The 16,555-nt window shown below is 68.7% G+C and carries 13 protein-coding genes, 2 pseudogenes and 1 riboswitch; of the genes and pseudogenes, 8 read left to right on the forward strand and 7 right to left on the reverse strand.

Translation table 11 applies throughout. The features are described from left to right. Positions 1-65: 65 nt before the first annotated feature. From EV668_RS01030 to EV668_RS01045, 4 genes and pseudogenes are all read left to right on the forward strand, one after another. A pseudogene (locus EV668_RS01030) lies at positions 66-773 on the forward strand (ABC transporter ATP-binding protein); the annotation flags it as partial. Next, positions 763-1,950: an ABC transporter substrate-binding protein gene (locus EV668_RS01035; protein WP_133768006.1), complete on the forward strand. Its 1,188-nt coding sequence runs from the start codon at positions 763-765 to the stop codon at positions 1,948-1,950. The pseudogene EV668_RS01030 and the gene EV668_RS01035, both read left to right, overlap by 11 nt. Continuing rightward, positions 1,947-2,768 (forward strand): ABC transporter permease, encoded by an 822-nt coding sequence (locus EV668_RS01040; RefSeq protein ID WP_133768007.1) that lies wholly within the window; start codon positions 1,947-1,949, stop codon positions 2,766-2,768. Before EV668_RS01035 ends, EV668_RS01040 begins: the two co-directional genes overlap by 4 nt. A gap of 26 nt (positions 2,769-2,794) precedes the next feature. Next, positions 2,795-3,955 carry an aminotransferase class V-fold PLP-dependent enzyme gene (locus EV668_RS01045; protein WP_133768008.1) on the forward strand — a complete coding sequence of 387 codons (1,161 nt, stop codon included), beginning with the start codon at positions 2,795-2,797 and terminating at the stop codon, positions 3,953-3,955. On the opposite strand, the gene EV668_RS01050 is transcribed toward EV668_RS01045, so the two are convergent. From EV668_RS01050 to EV668_RS25710, 4 genes and pseudogenes are all read right to left on the reverse strand, one after another. Further along, positions 3,898-5,922, reverse strand: a complete 2,025-nt coding sequence (locus EV668_RS01050; protein WP_133768009.1) for an ABC transporter permease subunit — start codon at positions 5,920-5,922, stop codon at positions 3,898-3,900. The two genes, EV668_RS01045 and EV668_RS01050, sit on opposite strands and share 58 nt — an antisense overlap. Next, positions 5,919-6,944, reverse strand: coding sequence for an amino acid ABC transporter substrate-binding protein (locus tag EV668_RS01055; RefSeq protein ID WP_133768010.1), 1,026 nt, complete (start codon positions 6,942-6,944; stop codon positions 5,919-5,921). Before EV668_RS01055 ends, EV668_RS01050 begins: the two co-directional genes overlap by 4 nt. A 274-nt stretch (positions 6,945-7,218) precedes the next feature. Continuing rightward, positions 7,219-8,358: a calcium-binding protein gene (locus EV668_RS25535; protein WP_280960079.1), complete on the reverse strand. Its 1,140-nt coding sequence runs from the start codon at positions 8,356-8,358 to the stop codon at positions 7,219-7,221. Beyond that, a pseudogene (locus EV668_RS25710) lies at positions 8,359-8,721 on the reverse strand (hypothetical protein); the annotation flags it as partial. 708 nt (positions 8,722-9,429) lie between these two features. Here EV668_RS25710 and EV668_RS01065 point away from each other — a divergent pair. The 4 genes from EV668_RS01065 to metE all read left to right on the forward strand — a co-directional run bounded on the left by EV668_RS01065 (position 9,430) and on the right by metE (position 14,026). Further along, positions 9,430-9,687, forward strand: coding sequence for a hypothetical protein (locus tag EV668_RS01065; RefSeq protein WP_133768012.1), 258 nt, complete (start codon positions 9,430-9,432; stop codon positions 9,685-9,687). 51 nt (positions 9,688-9,738) lie between these two features. Beyond that, positions 9,739-9,987, forward strand: coding sequence for a hypothetical protein (locus EV668_RS01070; RefSeq protein ID WP_133768013.1), 249 nt, complete (start codon positions 9,739-9,741; stop codon positions 9,985-9,987). A gap of 181 nt (positions 9,988-10,168) precedes the next feature. Then, positions 10,169-11,302, forward strand: a complete 1,134-nt coding sequence (locus tag EV668_RS01075; protein ID WP_342636814.1) for an ABC transporter substrate-binding protein — start codon at positions 10,169-10,171, stop codon at positions 11,300-11,302. Between the two features lie 67 nt (positions 11,303-11,369). After that, positions 11,370-11,588, forward strand: a riboswitch (cobalamin riboswitch). Between the two features lie 101 nt (positions 11,589-11,689). Next, complete coding sequence (gene metE, locus EV668_RS01080) at positions 11,690-14,026, forward strand: 5-methyltetrahydropteroyltriglutamate--homocysteine S-methyltransferase (protein WP_133768015.1); 2,337 nt, start codon at positions 11,690-11,692, stop codon at positions 14,024-14,026. A gap of 62 nt (positions 14,027-14,088) precedes the next feature. On the opposite strand, the gene nthB is transcribed toward metE, so the two are convergent. The 3 genes from nthB to EV668_RS01095 are packed head-to-tail and all read right to left on the reverse strand — an operon-like array spanning position 14,089 to position 16,540. Next, a complete protein-coding gene (nthB, locus tag EV668_RS01085; RefSeq protein ID WP_133768016.1) occupies positions 14,089-14,706 on the reverse strand; it encodes a nitrile hydratase subunit beta in 618 nt (205 codons plus the stop codon). A gap of 3 nt (positions 14,707-14,709) precedes the next feature. Further along, positions 14,710-15,315 (reverse strand): nitrile hydratase subunit alpha, encoded by a 606-nt coding sequence (locus EV668_RS01090; protein ID WP_133768017.1) that lies wholly within the window; start codon positions 15,313-15,315, stop codon positions 14,710-14,712. 31 nt (positions 15,316-15,346) lie between these two features. After that, positions 15,347-16,540 carry a GTP-binding protein gene (locus EV668_RS01095; protein ID WP_133768018.1) on the reverse strand — a complete coding sequence of 398 codons (1,194 nt, stop codon included), beginning with the start codon at positions 16,538-16,540 and terminating at the stop codon, positions 15,347-15,349. Between the last annotated feature and the right edge of the window lie 15 nt (positions 16,541-16,555).

Below are 16,555 nucleotides of genomic sequence, written 5' to 3' on the forward strand. Positions count from 1 at the left end.
TGTCCGCAGAGGGCCTGTCGCTGCGCTATCCGGACGCCGCGCGCCCCGTCTTCGCCGGCATCGATCTCGAAATCGAGGCCGGCGAGATCGTCACGATCCTCGGGCCGAGCGGCGCGGGCAAATCGAGCCTCCTGCGGGTGCTCGGCGGATTGCAGGCGCCGACGGGCGGCAGCGTGTCGGTCGGCGGCGCCCCGCTCCGCGGGGCCCATCCGCGGGTGGCCTTCGCCTTCCAGAGCCCCGGTCTTCTGCCCTGGCTGACCCTCGAGCGGAACGTCGCCTTCGGGCTCGACTTCAGGCGCCAGCCGCGGCTCGCTCCCGGCGAGATGACGGCGCGGATCGACGCCGCCATCGCCGAGGTCGGTCTCGACCATGCGCGCCATCTGCGGCCCGCGGCCCTGTCCGGTGGCATGGCCCAGCGCGCCGCGCTCGCCTGGTGCCTCGCCCGCAAACCCGAGGCACTGCTCCTCGACGAGCCCTTCGGCGCGCTCGACGAGGTGACGCGCGGCGAGATGCAGGAGCTGATCCTCAAGGTCGTCGCCGATCTCGGCACCGCGATCGTCCTGGTCACGCACGACATCGACGAAGCGCTCCTCGTCTCGGATCGCATCATCCTTCTGGGCGGCAGCCCGGCCGCGCCGATCGGCGCCTGGCCGGTCGCCCTCCCGCATCCCCGCCACGACCTGATCGCCGAACTCGGCGCCCTCCGGATCGACATCCTGACCACCATGCGCGGCCTTCGCAGCCGCAGACGAGAGCTCGACCATGCTGTCTGACGACGACGTCTCCCGCCGCGACATGATGCGGCTTGCGGCCCTGTTCACCGCCGCGGGCGCGGCGCCGTTCCTGCGCGCCTACGAGGCACGGGCGCAGGAGCCCGATGCGCCGGTGCGCATCGGCTACCTGCCGATCACCGATGCGACGCCGCTGCTGGTCGCCCACGGCAAGGGCTTCTTCGAGGCGGAGGGCCTGAAGGCCGACAAGCCGGTGCTGCTGCGCAGCTGGGCGCAGGTGCTGGAGGCCTTCATCTCCGGGCAGGTCAACGTCGTCCACCTCCTGTCGCCGATGACGATCTGGGCTCGGTTCGGCAGCAAGGCGCCCGCGAAGGTCGTCGCCTGGAACCACACGGGCGGGTCGGGCCTCACCGCCGCGCCCGGGATCGCGAGCGTGAAGGATCTCGGCGGCAAGACGGTCGCCATCCCGTTCTGGTATTCGATCCACAACGTCGTTCTGCAGGCGCTGTTTCGCGAGAACGGCCTCAAGCCCGTCACCAAGAAGGCGAGCCCGGCCCCCGACGAGGTCAACCTCGTCATCATGGCGCCGTCCGACATGGTGCCGGCCCTCGGCTCGGGGCAGATCGCCGGCTACATCGTCGCCGAGCCCTTCAACGCGGCGGCGGAGGCGCTCGGCGTCGGCAAGGTGCTGCGCTTCACGGGCGACGTCTGGAAGGATCACGCCTGCTGCGTCGTCTTCATGCATGAGCGCGACCTCTCGCAGCGGCCCGACTGGTCCCAGAAGGTCGTCGACGCCATGGTCAAGGCGCAGCTCTGGACGCGGCAGAACCGGGCCGAGACGGCCGCTCTCCTCTCGAAGGACGACCCGAACCGCTACACGCCCCACACCAAGGCCGTGCTGGAGAAGGTGCTCGCTCCTCCGCAGACGGACGACGCGGCCTATGTCGCCTCCGGCGCGATCCGCAATCCGGCCTGGCGCGAACGGCGGATCGACTTCCAGCCTTATCCCTTCCCGAGCTACACGGAGGAGCTGGTCCGCCAGTTGAAGGGCACGCTGATCGAAAGCGAGCGCGGCTTCCTGGCCGATCTCGACCCCGCCTTCGCCGCGCGCGACCTCGTCGACGACAGCTTCGTGAAGAAGGCGTTGGCGAAGAGAGGCGGCCTCGCCGCGTTCGGGCTCGCCGAGAGCTTCCAGCGCGACGAGGTCATCTCGGCGTGAGTGCGGCGCTCGCCGCACCGTCGCGGGTGGGCCCGGCGATCGGGGAGCGCCGGAGGCTGCGCGCCGATGGCCTGGTCCCGGTGCTCCTCGCGATCGGTGGCCTCTCCGCGCTGCTCCTCGCTTGGTGGGTCGGGACGGAGCTTCTTCCGGCCCCGGCGAGCTTCGTGCGGCGCTTCTCGCCGCTCGCGGCCTTCGCGGCTCTCGCCAAGCTCGTCGGTGGCCCCGATCTGGCGCTTCACATCGCGACGAGCCTTCGCCGCGTCGCGGTCGGTCTCGCCGTCGCCCTCGCCATCGGCGTGCCGCTCGGCCTCGCGGTCGGGCGCTTCCGGCTCGTCGACGCCGCGACGGCGCCGTCCTTCCAGTTCCTGCGGATGATCTCGCCGCTCTCCTGGATGCCCATCGCCGTGATGTTGTTCGGCGTCGGCGACCGGCCGATCTACTTCCTCCTCGCCTTCGCGGCCGTCTGGCCGATCCTCCTCAACACCGCCGCCGGCGTGCGCCAGCTCGATCCGCAATGGCTGCAGGTGGCGCAGAGCGTCTCGGCGACGCGCTGGGAGACGCTGCGCAGCGTCATCCTGCCGGGCATCCTCGGGCAGATCCTGACGGGGCTCCGGCTGGCCATCGGGATCGTCTGGATCGTGCTCGTCCCCTGCGAGATGCTGGGGGTCTCGGCCGGGCTCGGCTACTTCATCCTCGATACGCGCGATCGTCTCGCCTATGACGAGCTGACCGCGACCGTTCTCGTCATCGGGCTCCTCGGCTTCCTCCTCGATGCCGCTGCGCGCCTCGCGGCGCGGCTCTGGAGCCGGGGCGGATGACGATGTCGCCGTGAGCAGGGACTGACATGGGCGAGCATCAACCGGGTTTTGGGCGGACCGATCTCTTCGGGATCCCTGACGGCATCACCTACCTGAACGCGGCGGGCGTCTCGCCGATCCCGCGGCCCGTCCGCGAGGCCGGAGCCGCGGGCGTCGAGCGGAAGGCCGCGCCCTGGGAATTGTCGCGGGCGAGCTTCTACGACATCGTGGAGGAGGCGCGCGTCGCCGCATCGAGCCTGATCGGCTGCAGGCCCGGCGACATCGCCATCGTGGGCTCAGCCAGCTACGGCATCGCCACCGCCTGCCGGAACCTGCCTCTGCCGGCCGGGACGGCCGTCGTCACCATCGCCGAGGAGCATCCGTCCCCGGTCTATGCCTGGATCCGTGCGGCGGAGGCGGCGGGGGCAGTCCACCACGAGATTCCGCGGCCCGCCGATCACGACTGGACCGCTGCGATCCTCGAGCGGATCGCGAGCCGGGACCTGCCGCGCGTATCCGTCCTGTCCCTCACCCCGCTCCACTGGAACGACGGCGCGATCCTCGACCTCGCCGCCATCCGCCGTGCCGCGGATACGGTCGGGGCCAGCCTCGTCGTCGACGGGACGCAGGCGATCGGCGTGCAGCCCTTCCCACTGGCGGAGATCCGGCCGGATTTCCTCGTCTTCCCGACCTATAAGTGGCTGCTCGGCCCCTACGGCCTCGCCTTTCTCTACGTCGATCCCGAAAGGCAGGCCGGCATTCCGCTCGAGGAACACACCTTCTCGCGGCTGGGGGCCGATACGATCACCAACCATTACGGGCGCGAGCTCCGCTTCATGGACGGCGCCCGCCGCTACGACATGGGTGAGCGTAGCAATTTCGTGACGCTTCCCATGGGCATCGCCGGCATGCGCCTTCTTTCCAGCTGGGGCGCGGAGAGGATCTCGGCCTATCTGCGGCCGCTCGCCGGCCGCCTGATCGAGGGTGCGGCCCGGCTCGGCTTCTCGGCTCCGCCCGCCCACCGCGTCGCAGCGCATCTCGTGGGCCTGCGCCGGGACGGGACGGATGCGGGGGCGATCGCCGGCCGGCTCGCCGAGCGCGGCATCCATGTCAGCGCGCGGAACGGGGCGATCCGGGTCGCCCCGCATGTCTACAACGACGAGGCCGATATCGATCGCTTCCTCGACGGGCTCGCCGAATCCGCCTGACGCTCGAGGCGGCGGGCGAACCGCGCGATCGGGAAGCAGAGCGAGAAATAGGTCGCCGCGAGCACGAGATAGACCTCCGTCGCGTAGCGCATCCAGGCAGGATCCGCGACGGCGGCCTTCGCGGCGCCCGTCAGGTCGAAGATGCCGACGATGACGACGAGCGAGGTGTCCTTGATCGCTGCGACATAGACGTTCACGGCCGCCGGCGTCGCGATCCGGATCGCCTGCGGCAGGATCACGCTGACGAAGGCGGCGCGCTCGGACAGGCCCAGCGCCCGCGCGGCGGCCCATTGGCCTTCCGGGACCGAGCGCAGGGCCCCGCGCAGGACTTCCGCGAGGTTCACCGTCGCGAGGATGGCCACCGCGACGAAGGCCCGGAACAGCTTCGGCACGTCCGCGGCGGCCGGCGCCAGTTGCGGCAGGAGGAGGTCCGCCGCGAGGAGGATCGTGACGAGCGGGACCGCCCGGAAGACCTCGATGACGATGCGGGCTGGCCAAGCGAGGCCGGGCGACGGCGACATGCGCGCGACCGCGAGGGCGAGCGCCGCGGCCGATGCCGTCCCTGCCACCACCGCCGAGAGGAACACCGTCAGCGAGAGGCCGCCCCAGAGATCGCTCCGGACCACCGGCAGGCCGAGGCCGCCGCCGAGGAGCCAGAGCGGGGCCAGCAAGCCGAACGCGGCGCCGCCGAAGACGATCGCGGGCCGCCCTCGTCCGATCCAGAGGACCGGCAGCATGGCGGGAACGAGCAGCGCCGCGAGGGCCGGACGCCATGTCTCGCCCGCCGGATAGAGCCCGACGAGAAGAAGGCGGGCCTTCTCGGCGACCACCGCCCAGCAGGCGCCTGCCGCATCCGCGCAGGCGCCCGGCGGCCCCGACCAGACCGCGTCGACGAGGGCCCAGCGCAAGGCGGCCCACACCCAGCTCGCGAGGAGCGCCGCGACGAGGAGCGCGATCGCGACCTCGACGAGTGTCCAGCGGCGGGGCTCCGCCGCGATGCGCGGTTCGACCGAAAGCCGTCCCGCCGCCTTCGGTGCGATGCGTTCAACGACGAGGCCGAGAAGGACGTTGACGGCGAGGAAGACGATCGCGGTGATCAGCAGCCCTTCGAGGGCGCGGCCGTTGCGGTTCACGACGGTCGCGAGCGTGCCGACGAAATCGGGAAAGCCGATCGCGACGGCCAGGGAGGTGTTCTTGAGCAGGCCGAGGACCTGGACGGCGACGGACGGCGTCGCGAAGCCGAGCGCCTGAGGCAGCACGATCCGGCGGAACGTCAGCCAGGGTCCGAAGGAGAGCGCCCGCGCCGCGTTCCATTGGCCGAGCGGCACGGCCCGGATTCCGGCGCGGAAGATCTCGGCGAGATAACAGCCGTGGAACAGCGCGAGCCCACCGACCAGCACCGTGAGCTCCGGGGACAGCGACAGGCCGCCGGTGATGTTGAAGCCGGAGAGGTGCGGCCATTCGATCCCCTGCGCAGTCGGCCAGGGCAGGAAGAGGCCGCGGTTGCAGACGAGGATTCCCGGCAGGATTTCGATCGCCTGCCTCGGCCCCGGCAGCGTCTGAGTGACGATCGCGTACCAGAGGAAGAGCTGCAGCAGGACGGGCGTGTTCCTGATCGCTTCCACCAGCACGGTCGCGGGCCAGGCGATCGGCCTCACGGACGCGCTTCTCGCGAGCGCGAGCACGATGCCGATCGGCAGCGCGAGCGCGGCGGCCGAGAGTGCGGCGACGAGCGTGTTCGCGAGGCCCGCCAGCAGGACGCGCCAGACGGGATCGCTCGCCTCGACATGGAGCGGCGACTCGGCGATCTGAAATCCCGCCCGCTCCCAGAGAAAGTCGAGGCGCAGCAGGGACCAGGATGAGGACAGCCCCGGTCCCAGCGTCGCTGCGGCGACGAGGGCCGCCGCCAGAGCGAGGATCGCGAGAGCCGTGCGGCGCCGCCCTGCGAGGGCGGCGCGGCCGATCATTGGAAGGGGGGCGAGTAGAGGAGGCCGCCCTTGTTCCAGAGCGCGTTCTGCCCGCGCTCGAGGCCGAGCTTGGTCGCGGGACCGAGGTTGCGATCGAAGATCTCGCCGTAATTGCCGACGCTCGCGATCACGCGGGCGCCCCAGCTCTCGTCGAGGCCGAAGGCCTTCCCGATGCCGGGCGAGACGCCGAGAAGCCGCTGCACCGACGGGTTCTTCGACTGCTTCTGGGCCTCGACATTCGCGCTCGTGACGCCGAGTTCCTCGGCCTCGATCAAGAGGTTCAGCGTCCACCGCGCGACGGCGAACCATTGCGCGTCGTCCGCGCGCACGACGGGCGACAGCGGGGACTTCGTGATGCGCTCGGGCAGGATCGCGAAATCCTCGACCTTCCCCGCCCGCGAGGCGCGGCTCGCCGACAGGGTAGAGGCGTCCGACAGGTAGACGTCGCAGCGACCGGCATAGAAGGCCGATTCCAGCTCGGGCAGGCTCTCGATCACCACCGATTTGAACTTCATGCCATTGGCCGAGAAGTAGTCGACGAGGTTCTGCTCGTTGACCGTGCCGGGCTGCACGCAGACGGTGGCGCCGCCGAGCTGCTTGGCGCTCGTGACCCCGAGCTTCTTCGGCACCATGAAGGCCTGGCCGTCATAGAAGATCGTGCCGACGAAGGAGACGCCGAGCGAGGCGTCGCGGGTCGAGGTCCAGGTCGTGTTGCGGGACAGGACGTCGATCTCGCCGTTCTGCAGGACGGCGAAGCGCTGCGCCGAGCTCACGGGAACGAAGCGCACCTTGTCGGCGGCGCCGAGAACGGCGGCGGCGAGCGCCTTGCAGTAATCGACGTCGAGCCCCGACCACCGCCCGTTCGAATCGGGCAGCGACAGGCCGGCCGAGCCCTGGCTCACGCCGCAGACGAGCTCACCCCTCGCGCGGATCTTATCGACGGTCGGACCGGCCAGAGCCGCGGCAGACGCGGCGATGCCGCCCAGCGCGAAGGCGGCGGCAGCGAGGAAGCGATGTCTCATGAAGGGGTTTTCTCCAGGACCACCGGGCGGGCCGTGGGCTTCCGGTAATTCGAACGGCTGCGAAGCTCGCCGAGCCGGCGAAGCTGTCGTCTTCGCTCGCTATCAAAGTCCCGGATTCTTGGAAACCCGTCTCAGCTTCCGGCCGTCCGTTTTACAGAACTCTCGCGGGGCGGCCGATCGGCGATTTCGACGCTCGCGCCAAGCCTCGGCGAGCTGCTCTCGTAGCGCGCTCGCCGATGCTGCAGCGAAGCCCGTCCCGCCGCCGCCCGCCCGCTCAGATGACGATGTCGAAATGCGCGGCGGTGAGGGTGGGGTTGGTCGTGAGGACGGCGATGAGCTGCGGGGCTTCGTCCCGGCCGGAGCCGTCGGCATCGTAATAGAGATGCCCCTTGCTCTCGACATAGAGGAACCGATCCGTCGCCGAGGTCGCCCGGCCCGTGGTGCTCAGCACGAATTGCTCGGGCGTGAGCTCGTCCCCCGCGATCAGGCCGCCGCCGAAGAGGGAGGCGCTGATCTGGAGGGTGTCCTCGCCCGCGACGAAGTCGCGGATCATGTCGCGGTCGGCCGTCGTCGCGGTGAGGACGAAGGTGTCGGCGCCGATCCCGCCATACAGGTTGTCGATGCCCGCGCCGCCGATCAGCGTGTCGTTGCCCGCGCCGCCGCGGAGCGTGTCGCGCCCGCCCCCGCCGAAGAGGACGTTGTCGCCCCCGTTGCCCTGGAGGACGTTGTCGAGGTTGTTGCCGGTCGCGGTGGTGACGCCGTCGCGCAGGATCAGGCGCTCGACCGAGACGTCGTCGGCGAGGACGTAGCCGTCGACGCTGAGGAAGGCGGTGTCGTAGCCCTCGCCGGCGACCTCGATGATGGAGTCGCCGAGATCGTCGATGTAGTAGGTGTCGTTGCCGGTGCCGCCGATGAGGATGTCCGCGCCGCCCCGCCCGTCGAGCCGGTCGTCGCCGGCCCCGCCCGAGAGGGTGTTCGCGCCGCTATTGCCCATCAGGATGTTGTCGAGCTCGTTGCCCGTGCCGCTGAGATCGGCGCTTCCCATCAGGAAGAGGTTCTCGACGTTGTCGCCAAGGACATAGCCGTCGAGCGTCGTGCGGACCTGGTCGATCCCTTCGCCGGCGAGTTCCACGACGACGTCGCCGACATTGTCGACAAAGAAGATGTCGTTGCCGGTGCCGCCCCGCATGGTATCCGCGCCGAGGCCGCCGTCGAGGCGATCATCGCCCGCGCCGCCCTCCAGCAGATTGGCTGCGCCGTCGCCAACCAGGACATCACCAAAGGCGCTGCCGCGGACGTTTTCGATCGAGGAGAAGGTGTCACCGGCGGCATCGCCGGACATGCCCGACCACATGCTCGGATCAAGAAAGACGGCCACTCCGCCGCTGGCGTGCTCGTAGCTCACCGTGTCCATGCCATCCCCGCCGTCGAGCGTATCGCCTCCCGCACCGCCTTCGAGGACATCGTCTTCGATTCCGCCGCGCAGAATGTCGGCGTAAGCCCCCCCAATCAAACGAGTGGAGACAATCGAATCCGACAGATCAATGAAAAGCCCATACGACGCTGTGCTCGGCGCATATATGTCGGTTCCAGTGCTTCCGTTATTGCGGATATGAAAAACCGTAAGCCTGAGAACATCGACGGGCGTGTCGGACGAGAAACTAGGGGAATATTTGTAGGGACCGACGTATATAAAATTGTAATTCATTGGCATCGAGTAAGATGCGGACTGTGATGGATCGTAATCCCTGCCATATGTGAACGAAACCGATCCCATCGAGCCCCCCTCCCGGCATGAGGGCCACGCCCCCGCATAACGGGGCTCACCCACGCCGCCACGGGTTGAAATGTCTATCTTCTGGCGCGGATTATTTGATCGGCCGGCTTGATTTGGGAAAATTGTACGAAGGACGACCGGGGCCAGCCCGGCCGCCCCGAGAGCGCCCGCTTCGATCTCTGGGGCGGGCGCTTACGGGATCGCCGCGGCGCCAACTCGATCGGCAGACCCTCCGGCACGGGGGGGCCACGCGCCTCGAACGGCGCCTCGCCTCTCGTGATGATGGGCCAGAGCTTGTGCAGGATGTTGCACTCCTAGCGGATGACGATCCGATAGGCCGAAGGGCCGGCGGCGAAGGTCCGCGGGATCGGGAGAGCCCGGCGCATGGCGGCGTCCGGCACCGCGCGGCCTGTCGAGACGGACAGCGTCTTGCCCTTGGCCGCATCCGTGACCGCGTTGACGCCGAAATCGAGGACGTTGGTCAGGAGGCGCTCGATCAGCTACGCGGTCACGAAGCGCTGGAGCCAGGGGAACAGGCGCGCGGCCTGTGCCGCGATCCAGGCGCCGAGGAGCCCGATCAGTGGCACCAAAAGCGGGAGGACCAAGCTGTCGACGATGCGACCGTCCATTCGCCCGAGGGGATGGCGACAAGCGGCGGGTTAGGCTCGCCCTGCTCAGCCGAACATGCGGCGAGGCGGATGTCGTAGCATGACGACGAACAAATCGATGGCTATGGCCGCTCTATGGATTACAATTGGCCCCGCGTGTTACGCGCTCATCTTCTTATACTTCGGTAAGGCTGCAAGAAAAAGACTAGGAGGCGGATATCCAGATCTGTGGTACAAATTGATCAGCGGTTATTATTCTTCGGATAAGGAGATAGGTCCTTTTGTGCGCGCCGCAAATCTGGTTGCAATCGTGATGATGGTGGCGTTGCTAGCAATCTTGTCCTGGGTCGTCGGTTGAGGTGTCGCCGCTGCCGCCCAGCTCGTCGGGCTTCCCGCCGAAGCCGCCGCGATGGTCCGCGCCCTCGCCAAGTACCTGCCGGAACTACGCTGCCATCGCTCGCAACGGCGGCATCCACGACCAGGTCGATGTCATGCAGACCGGGCCGAACTCTGCGAGACCATCGGCCTCAACGATTTCGAGATGCTGGATGCGTCGATCGTCCAGACGATCGTGCCTCAGGTCATGCCGAATGACGAGACGATTTCTGTCTGGGAATGTGATGGGCGTTGGCACGGCGATGCTGGCGGTCTCCGCTGATGGACCTTCACTTTTCGGCGGCATGCCTTAGATCGCCTCGCAAAAGCTGAGCGGGGTGTCGATGTCGTTGCGATCATGGTCGGGGAACCGGCGCGTCCCGAGGCTCGTCCGCGCGGGGGTGTTCGGCATCCTCCTCTGGGCCGGCGGCGCGGCAGCGTCCGAGCCGTCTCGGCGACTCCCCGTGACGATCGGCGTCCTGACCGACATGAACGGCCCGTTCTCGGATCAGGTGGGACGGGGATCGGTGGTCGCGGCCGAACTCGCGGCGGAGGATTTCGCGCGCGAGGATGAGAGCCTCGCCGTCACGATCGTGTCGGCCGACCACCAGAACAAGCCCGATATCGGGCTTGCGATCGCCCGGCGCTGGATCGACACCGAGAATGTCGCGGCGATCGTCGACCTGCCGCATTCCGGTGTCGCGCTCGGCGTCGCCCACCTCATGCGCGAGCGGGACAGGGTCGCGCTGGCATCGAGCTCGATGACGTCCGACCTCACCGGGAAGGCCTGCGCGCCGACGACGGTCCAATGGGTCACCGACACTTGGGCGCAGGGGCGGGGAACGGTCGCGGCCCTGGCCGGGGACGGCCTGTCGGCCTGGTATTTCCTCACCGTCGATTATGCGCTCGGCCACGCCCTCGAGCGGGATGCGACGGCGGCTCTGGCAGCCACCGGCGGCTCGGTTTCGGGCGCCACGCGCCAGCCCCTCGGCACGGCCGACTTCTCCTCGTCCCTGCTGCGGGCCCGAAGCTCCGGCGCCCAGGTCCTGGCGCTCGCGAGCACGGGCGCGGACATGATCGCGGCGATCAAGCAGGCCGGCGAATTCGGGCTGACGCCGGGGCTGACGATCGCCCCGCTCTTCATCCAGCTCTCCGATATCCACGCCCTCGGGCTCGAGACGGCGCAGAAGCTCCGGTTCGTCGCGAGCTTCTATTGGGACCTCGACGATGCGACGCGCGCCTGGAGCCGGCGCTGGGGCGAGCGGATGGGCGGCCGCATGCCGACGGAGGACCATGCCGGCGTCTATTCGGCGACGCTGGCCTATCTGCGCGCCGTGCGCAGGTCCGGCACGGTGGAGGGCGCGCGCGTGGTCGCCGCGATGAAGGCCGCGCCGATCGACGATCCGCTCTTCGGCCGGACGATCATCCGGGCGGACGGGCGCGCGGTGCACGACGTGCACGTGTTCGAGGTCAAGCGGCCGGCCCAGTCGCGCGGGCCGTACGACTACTCCGTGCGGACCGGCACCATCCCCGGCGCGGAGGCCTTCCGCCCCCTGGCCGCCGGCGAATGCCCGCTCGTGCGGGGCTCGAACCCCTGACAGGCGCCGCTCGGATAACGACATAAAGATGTCTTTATATGATCCTTGACATCGGCTCCGGCGAGCGACATGCTCTCCGGGTCGAGGTTCCTCCCGGTTTCGGTCGGGGGGCTAAGAGGGAATCCGGTGAGCCGCCGACCCGAAAGGGCGGAGCGAGGCCGGAGCTGCCCCCGCAACTGTAAGCGGCGAGCACCTGTCCAAGACGTCACTGGACCTCAGGGTCCGGGAAGACGGGCAGGGGCGACGACCCGCGAGCCAGGAGACCTGCCCCGACTCCATAACGTCCCTGGGCGGGGTGTCCCGGTGGTGCGCTTGCTGCGGCCGGCCACCCGGTCCAGCCTTGCGTCCGCTCGGCCTTTGCCTCCAACCTTGTTTGGAGTTGAGCCGATGTCCTCAGTCACTGTTTCCACGCTCGGCACGCCGCGGATCGGCCCGCGGCGCGAGCTCAAGACCGCTCTCGAAGGCTTCTGGAGCGGCAAGATCGACGAAGCGGCCCTGCGCGAGACCGCGATGGGCCTGCGGGCCGCGAACTGGGCCCGCCAGAGCGGCCTCGGGATCACGGCGATCCCGTCCAACGACTTCTCGCTCTACGATCAGGTGCTCGATACGAGCGCCATGCTCGGCGCCGTTCCGCCCGCTTTCGGCTGGACGGGCGGGCCCGTCCCGCTCGCGACCTATTTCGCCATGGCGCGCGGCGCGCAGGCCGGGGCGGGCGAGGCCGCCTGCGCGCATGGCCATCACCATCATGGCGGCCAGGGCGTGCCGGCGCTCGAGATGACCAAGTGGTTCGACACGAACTACCATTACATGGTCCCCGAATTCCGGCGCGGCCAGGACTTCGCGCTCGCCTCGACCAAGGCGGTCGACGAGTATCGCGAGGCCAAGGCGCTCGGCTATGCGACGCGCCCGGTCCTGATCGGTCCCGTGACCTATCTCCTGCTCGGCAAGGCGAAGGACGAGGGCTTCGATCCTCTCTCCCTGCTGCCCGGCCTCCTGCCGGTCTATACGGACGTGCTGCGGCGCCTTGCGGCGAACGGCGCCGAGTGGGTGCAGCTCGACGAGCCGTGCCTGGCGCTCGACCTGCCGGATGCGGCACTCCAGGCGCTGCGCGACGCCTACGGCGCCTTCGCCCGCGCGCTGCCAGACCTGAAGCTCATGCTGACGAGCTATTTCGGGGGGCTCGGCGACAACTTCGCGACCGCGCTGTCGCTGCCGGTCGCGGGCCTTCACGTCGACCTCGTCCGGGCGCCCGAGCAATTGAAGCAGGTCGCCTCCGCCGCGCCGCATGGCCTCGTCCTCTCGCTCGGCGTGATCGACGGCCGCAACGTCTGGCGGGCGGACCTTCCCGCCATTCTCGAGCGGATCGAACCCGTGGCGGCGAAGCGGGGCACCGATCACGTCCAGATCGCGCCGTCCTGCTCACTGCTGCACGTGCCCTACGACGTCGCCCTGGAGACGCGCCTCGATCCCGAACTGACGGGTTGGCTCGCCTTCGCGACGCAGAAGATGGAGGAGCTGTCGATCCTCGGTCAGGCTCTGTCACATGGGCGTGACGCCGTGCGGGACGAACTCGCCGCCGCGGCGTCGGCCGTCGCCGCGCGCCGGACATCGAACCGGGTCAACGACGCGGCCGTCCAGGCGCGGGGGAAGGCGACGACCGCGGCCATGGCGAACCGCAAGGGCGCCTTCGCGGCCCGCCGCGACGCGCAGCGACGCCGGTTCGGCCTCCCGGCCTTTCCGACGACCACCATCGGATCGTTTCCTCAGACCGCGGAGGTGAGGCAGGCGCGCTCGGCCCATGCCAAGGGCGGAATGAGCGACGCCGATTACGAGGGGTTCCTGCGCGAGGCCACCGCACAGACCATCCGCTGGCAGGAGGAGATCGGCCTCGACGTGCTGGTCCACGGCGAGTTCGAGCGTAACGACATGGTGCAGTATTTCGGCGAGCAGCTCAGCGGCTTCGCCTTCACGCAGCATGGCTGGGTCCAGTCCTACGGCTCGCGCTGCGTGCGCCCGCCGGTCATCTTCGGGGACGTCTCGCGCCCGAAGCCGATGACGGTCGCGTGGTGGCGCTATGCGCAGTCGCTCACCGACAGGCCGATGAAGGGGATGCTGACCGGACCCGTCACGATCCTGAACTGGTCCTTCGTGCGGGACGATCTCCCGCGGGCCACCGTGTGCCGGCAGATCGCGCTCGCGATCCGCGACGAGGTGACGGATCTCGAGCAGGCGGGCGCGCGCATGATCCAGATCGACGAGGCGGCTTTGCGCGAGGGGCTGCCGCTGCGCCGGGCCGACTGGCAGGTCTATCTCGACTGGGCGGTGGAATGTTTCCGCGTCGCGGCCTCGGGCGTCGCCGACGAGACGCAGATCCACACGCATATGTGCTACTCGGAGTTCAACGACATCATCGCCGCCATCGGCGCGATGGATGCGGATGTCATCTCCATCGAGACCTCGCGCTCGAAGATGGAGCTGCTCGACGCCTTCACGACCTACCGGTACCCGAACGAGATCGGACCCGGTGTCTACGACATCCATTCGCCGCGCGTGCCGGACGTCGCCGAGATGACGGACCTGTTGGAGCGGGCGCGCGGCAAGCTCGCCGCCGATCAGATCTGGGTCAATCCGGATTGCGGATTGAAGACCCGGGGCTGGGCCGAGGTTCGCCCGGCCCTCGTCAACATGGTCGCCGCGGCCCATCAGGCCCGCGCCGCCCTCTGAGGCGGACACGGGGCGGGGAGGGGCGGTTTCGGCCGCCCCTCCGGCTCATCGGCGCGTGCCGCTCACGCGCCGCTCGCCGGCTCCATGTAGGATTGGAAGAGCTGGGCGTAGTTGTAGGACTCGTCGCAGGCACCGTTCCAGATGTCGGAGGAGCGGAAGCGGACGTCGTAGGTCGCTTCCATCGCAGCCTGCATGTTGTGGGCGGCCGCATCCGGAAAATGGGTGATCGGGCCATAGGCGACGATCTCGCCGGTCTTTCCGCGCAGATACCCGGGCATGCGGTGATGGCCGGACACGAACTCGTCCTTCACCCGCACCTTGTCGCCGATCTTGAATTGCGGCGGGTTCTCGCTCGCCATCCGTCCCGGACCGAGGGGCAGCGCCAGCGGATAGTCTCCGCCGACGGCCTGCTTCAGGTCCTCGGCCGTCGTCAGGCCCTTCTCGACGAGAAGGGTCGCGACGGAGGTCAGGTGACGCTCGAAATAGGGAGCGGTCATGTAGTGCATCGGCGCCATCCGCTCGATCGCGTGCCGGAACTCGTCCATGTTGAAGATCTTCGAGTTCACGCCGTAGGCCTGGAGAGCGCGGACGCGCGGCTCCCAGGTCTCCTTGTACTTGGCGCGCTCCTGGTCGACGCGTCCGAAACCCTGCTTGCCGCCGAGATCGTGCATACCGTCCATGGTTCAGCTCCGAGCGGACGCGACGGGGGCGACGCCGATCATGGCGTCCTGGGTGACGATGCCGGCAAGGTCCTCGGCCGACCAGCCCACCGTCTCCGGCGGTTGCAGGGGCAGGACCATATAGCGGGTATCCGCCGTGGTATCCCAGACGCGGAGCTCGACATCGTCGGCGATGTCGAGGCCCATCTCCTTCAGCACGGTGCGGGATTCGCGAACGAGCCGCGAGCGGTATTCGAACTCCTTGTACCAGCCCGGCGCGCCGCCGATGATCGAATAGGCCGTGCAGGAGCACAGCGTGCAGACGATCACGTTGTGCACCTTGTCCGTATTCTCCAGCACCGTCAGCTTCTGGTGCCAGGCGGGAAACTCGAAGCCCATCTCGCGTGCGGCCCCGGTGCCGTCCTGCAGCATCCGTGCGCGGTAATCGGGATCGGTCCAGGCGCGGGCGACCATCCGGGCACCGTTGGCGGTGACGAAGGTCGTCCCCGCCATGGCCGAGAAATCGTCCACGAACCCGTCCGGGAGATTTCCCTTGCGTTGGAAGACGGCTTCGAGGGCCGCCGTCCGCTGTTCGAGCCCCGCCGCACTGAGGTCCGTGTGGTTCGTCATTCCAAAGGTTCTCCAACCCAAATTCGTGTCGTCATGCGAGGCCACCGGCGAGCCCGGGCTGCGTCGCCGGGGCCCGATCGGACGCCGCATCGGCCAAGCAAGAATCGAGCTCGGCCGTGATCGCGGCCTCGTCCAGGGCCGTTCCGATGAAGACGAGCTCCTGCCGCCTGTCGCCGATGTCATCGACCCAGTTCGCTTCAAGCCACGTCTGGAACTCGGGATGGTCCGGCCATTGCCCTTTCGGGATGGCCGCCCACCAGCGGCCGATGGATTCGGTCCGCCAGGACCCGCCGGCGAGGCTCATCTCATGCACGCCGATCGGATCGTCGCCGAGCCAGTACAGGCCTTTCGCGCGGACGAGACCACGTCTGGTCTTGCCGAGGAAGGCATCGAGCCGCTCCCGGTCGAACGGATGCCGGCGGCGATAGACGAAGCTCGTGATCCCGTATTCTTCCGTCTCCGGGACATGGTCGCTGAACTCGTGCAGTTCCTTGAACCACACCGGGTTGCGCCTGGCCCGGTCGAGATCGAACCGGCGCGTCCCGAGCACCGCCTCGAGAGGGACGCGGCCATGGCTGGTCTCGATCAGCGCGGCATCCGCATTGAGGGACCGGATGAAGGCACGCAGTTCCGTCGCCGCCGAAGCGGACAGGTCTTCGGTCTTGTTCAGCACGATCACGTCGGCGAACTCGATCTGATCGGCAAGCAGGTTGGCGAGCGTCCTCTCGTCCTCCGCATCCCGCACCTGACCCCGCTCCCGCAGGTGATCGGCGCTGTAGAAGTCGCGGAGGACGCTCCGCGCATCGACCACCGTCACCATCGTGTCGAGCCGCGCCAGGTCGGACAGCGAGAAGCCGTCATGGTCGCGGAAGTCGAACGTCGCGGCGATCGGAAGGGGCTCGGCGATGCCCGTCGCTTCGATCAGGAGGTAGTCGAACCGCCCTGCGGCGGCGAGCTTCCGCACCTCGCTCAGAAGGTCGTCGCGAAGCGTGCAGCAGATGCACCCGTTCGTGACCTCGACCAGCGTCTCCTCCGTCAGCGACAGATCCGCGCCGCCGGAGCGGATCAGCGCCGCGTCGATATTGATCTCGGACAGATCGTTGACGATCACGGCGACGCGCATCCCGTCCCGGTTGGACAGGACGTGATTGAGCAGCGTCGTCTTTCCCGCGCCCAGAAAACCGGACAAAACCGTGACCGGGAGCCGCCGGTCCTCGCTCACCATCGCCCCACCGCTTCG

This window comes from Enterovirga rhinocerotis, assembly GCF_004363955.1.
GTDB lineage: Bacteria > Pseudomonadota > Alphaproteobacteria > Rhizobiales > Beijerinckiaceae > Enterovirga > Enterovirga rhinocerotis.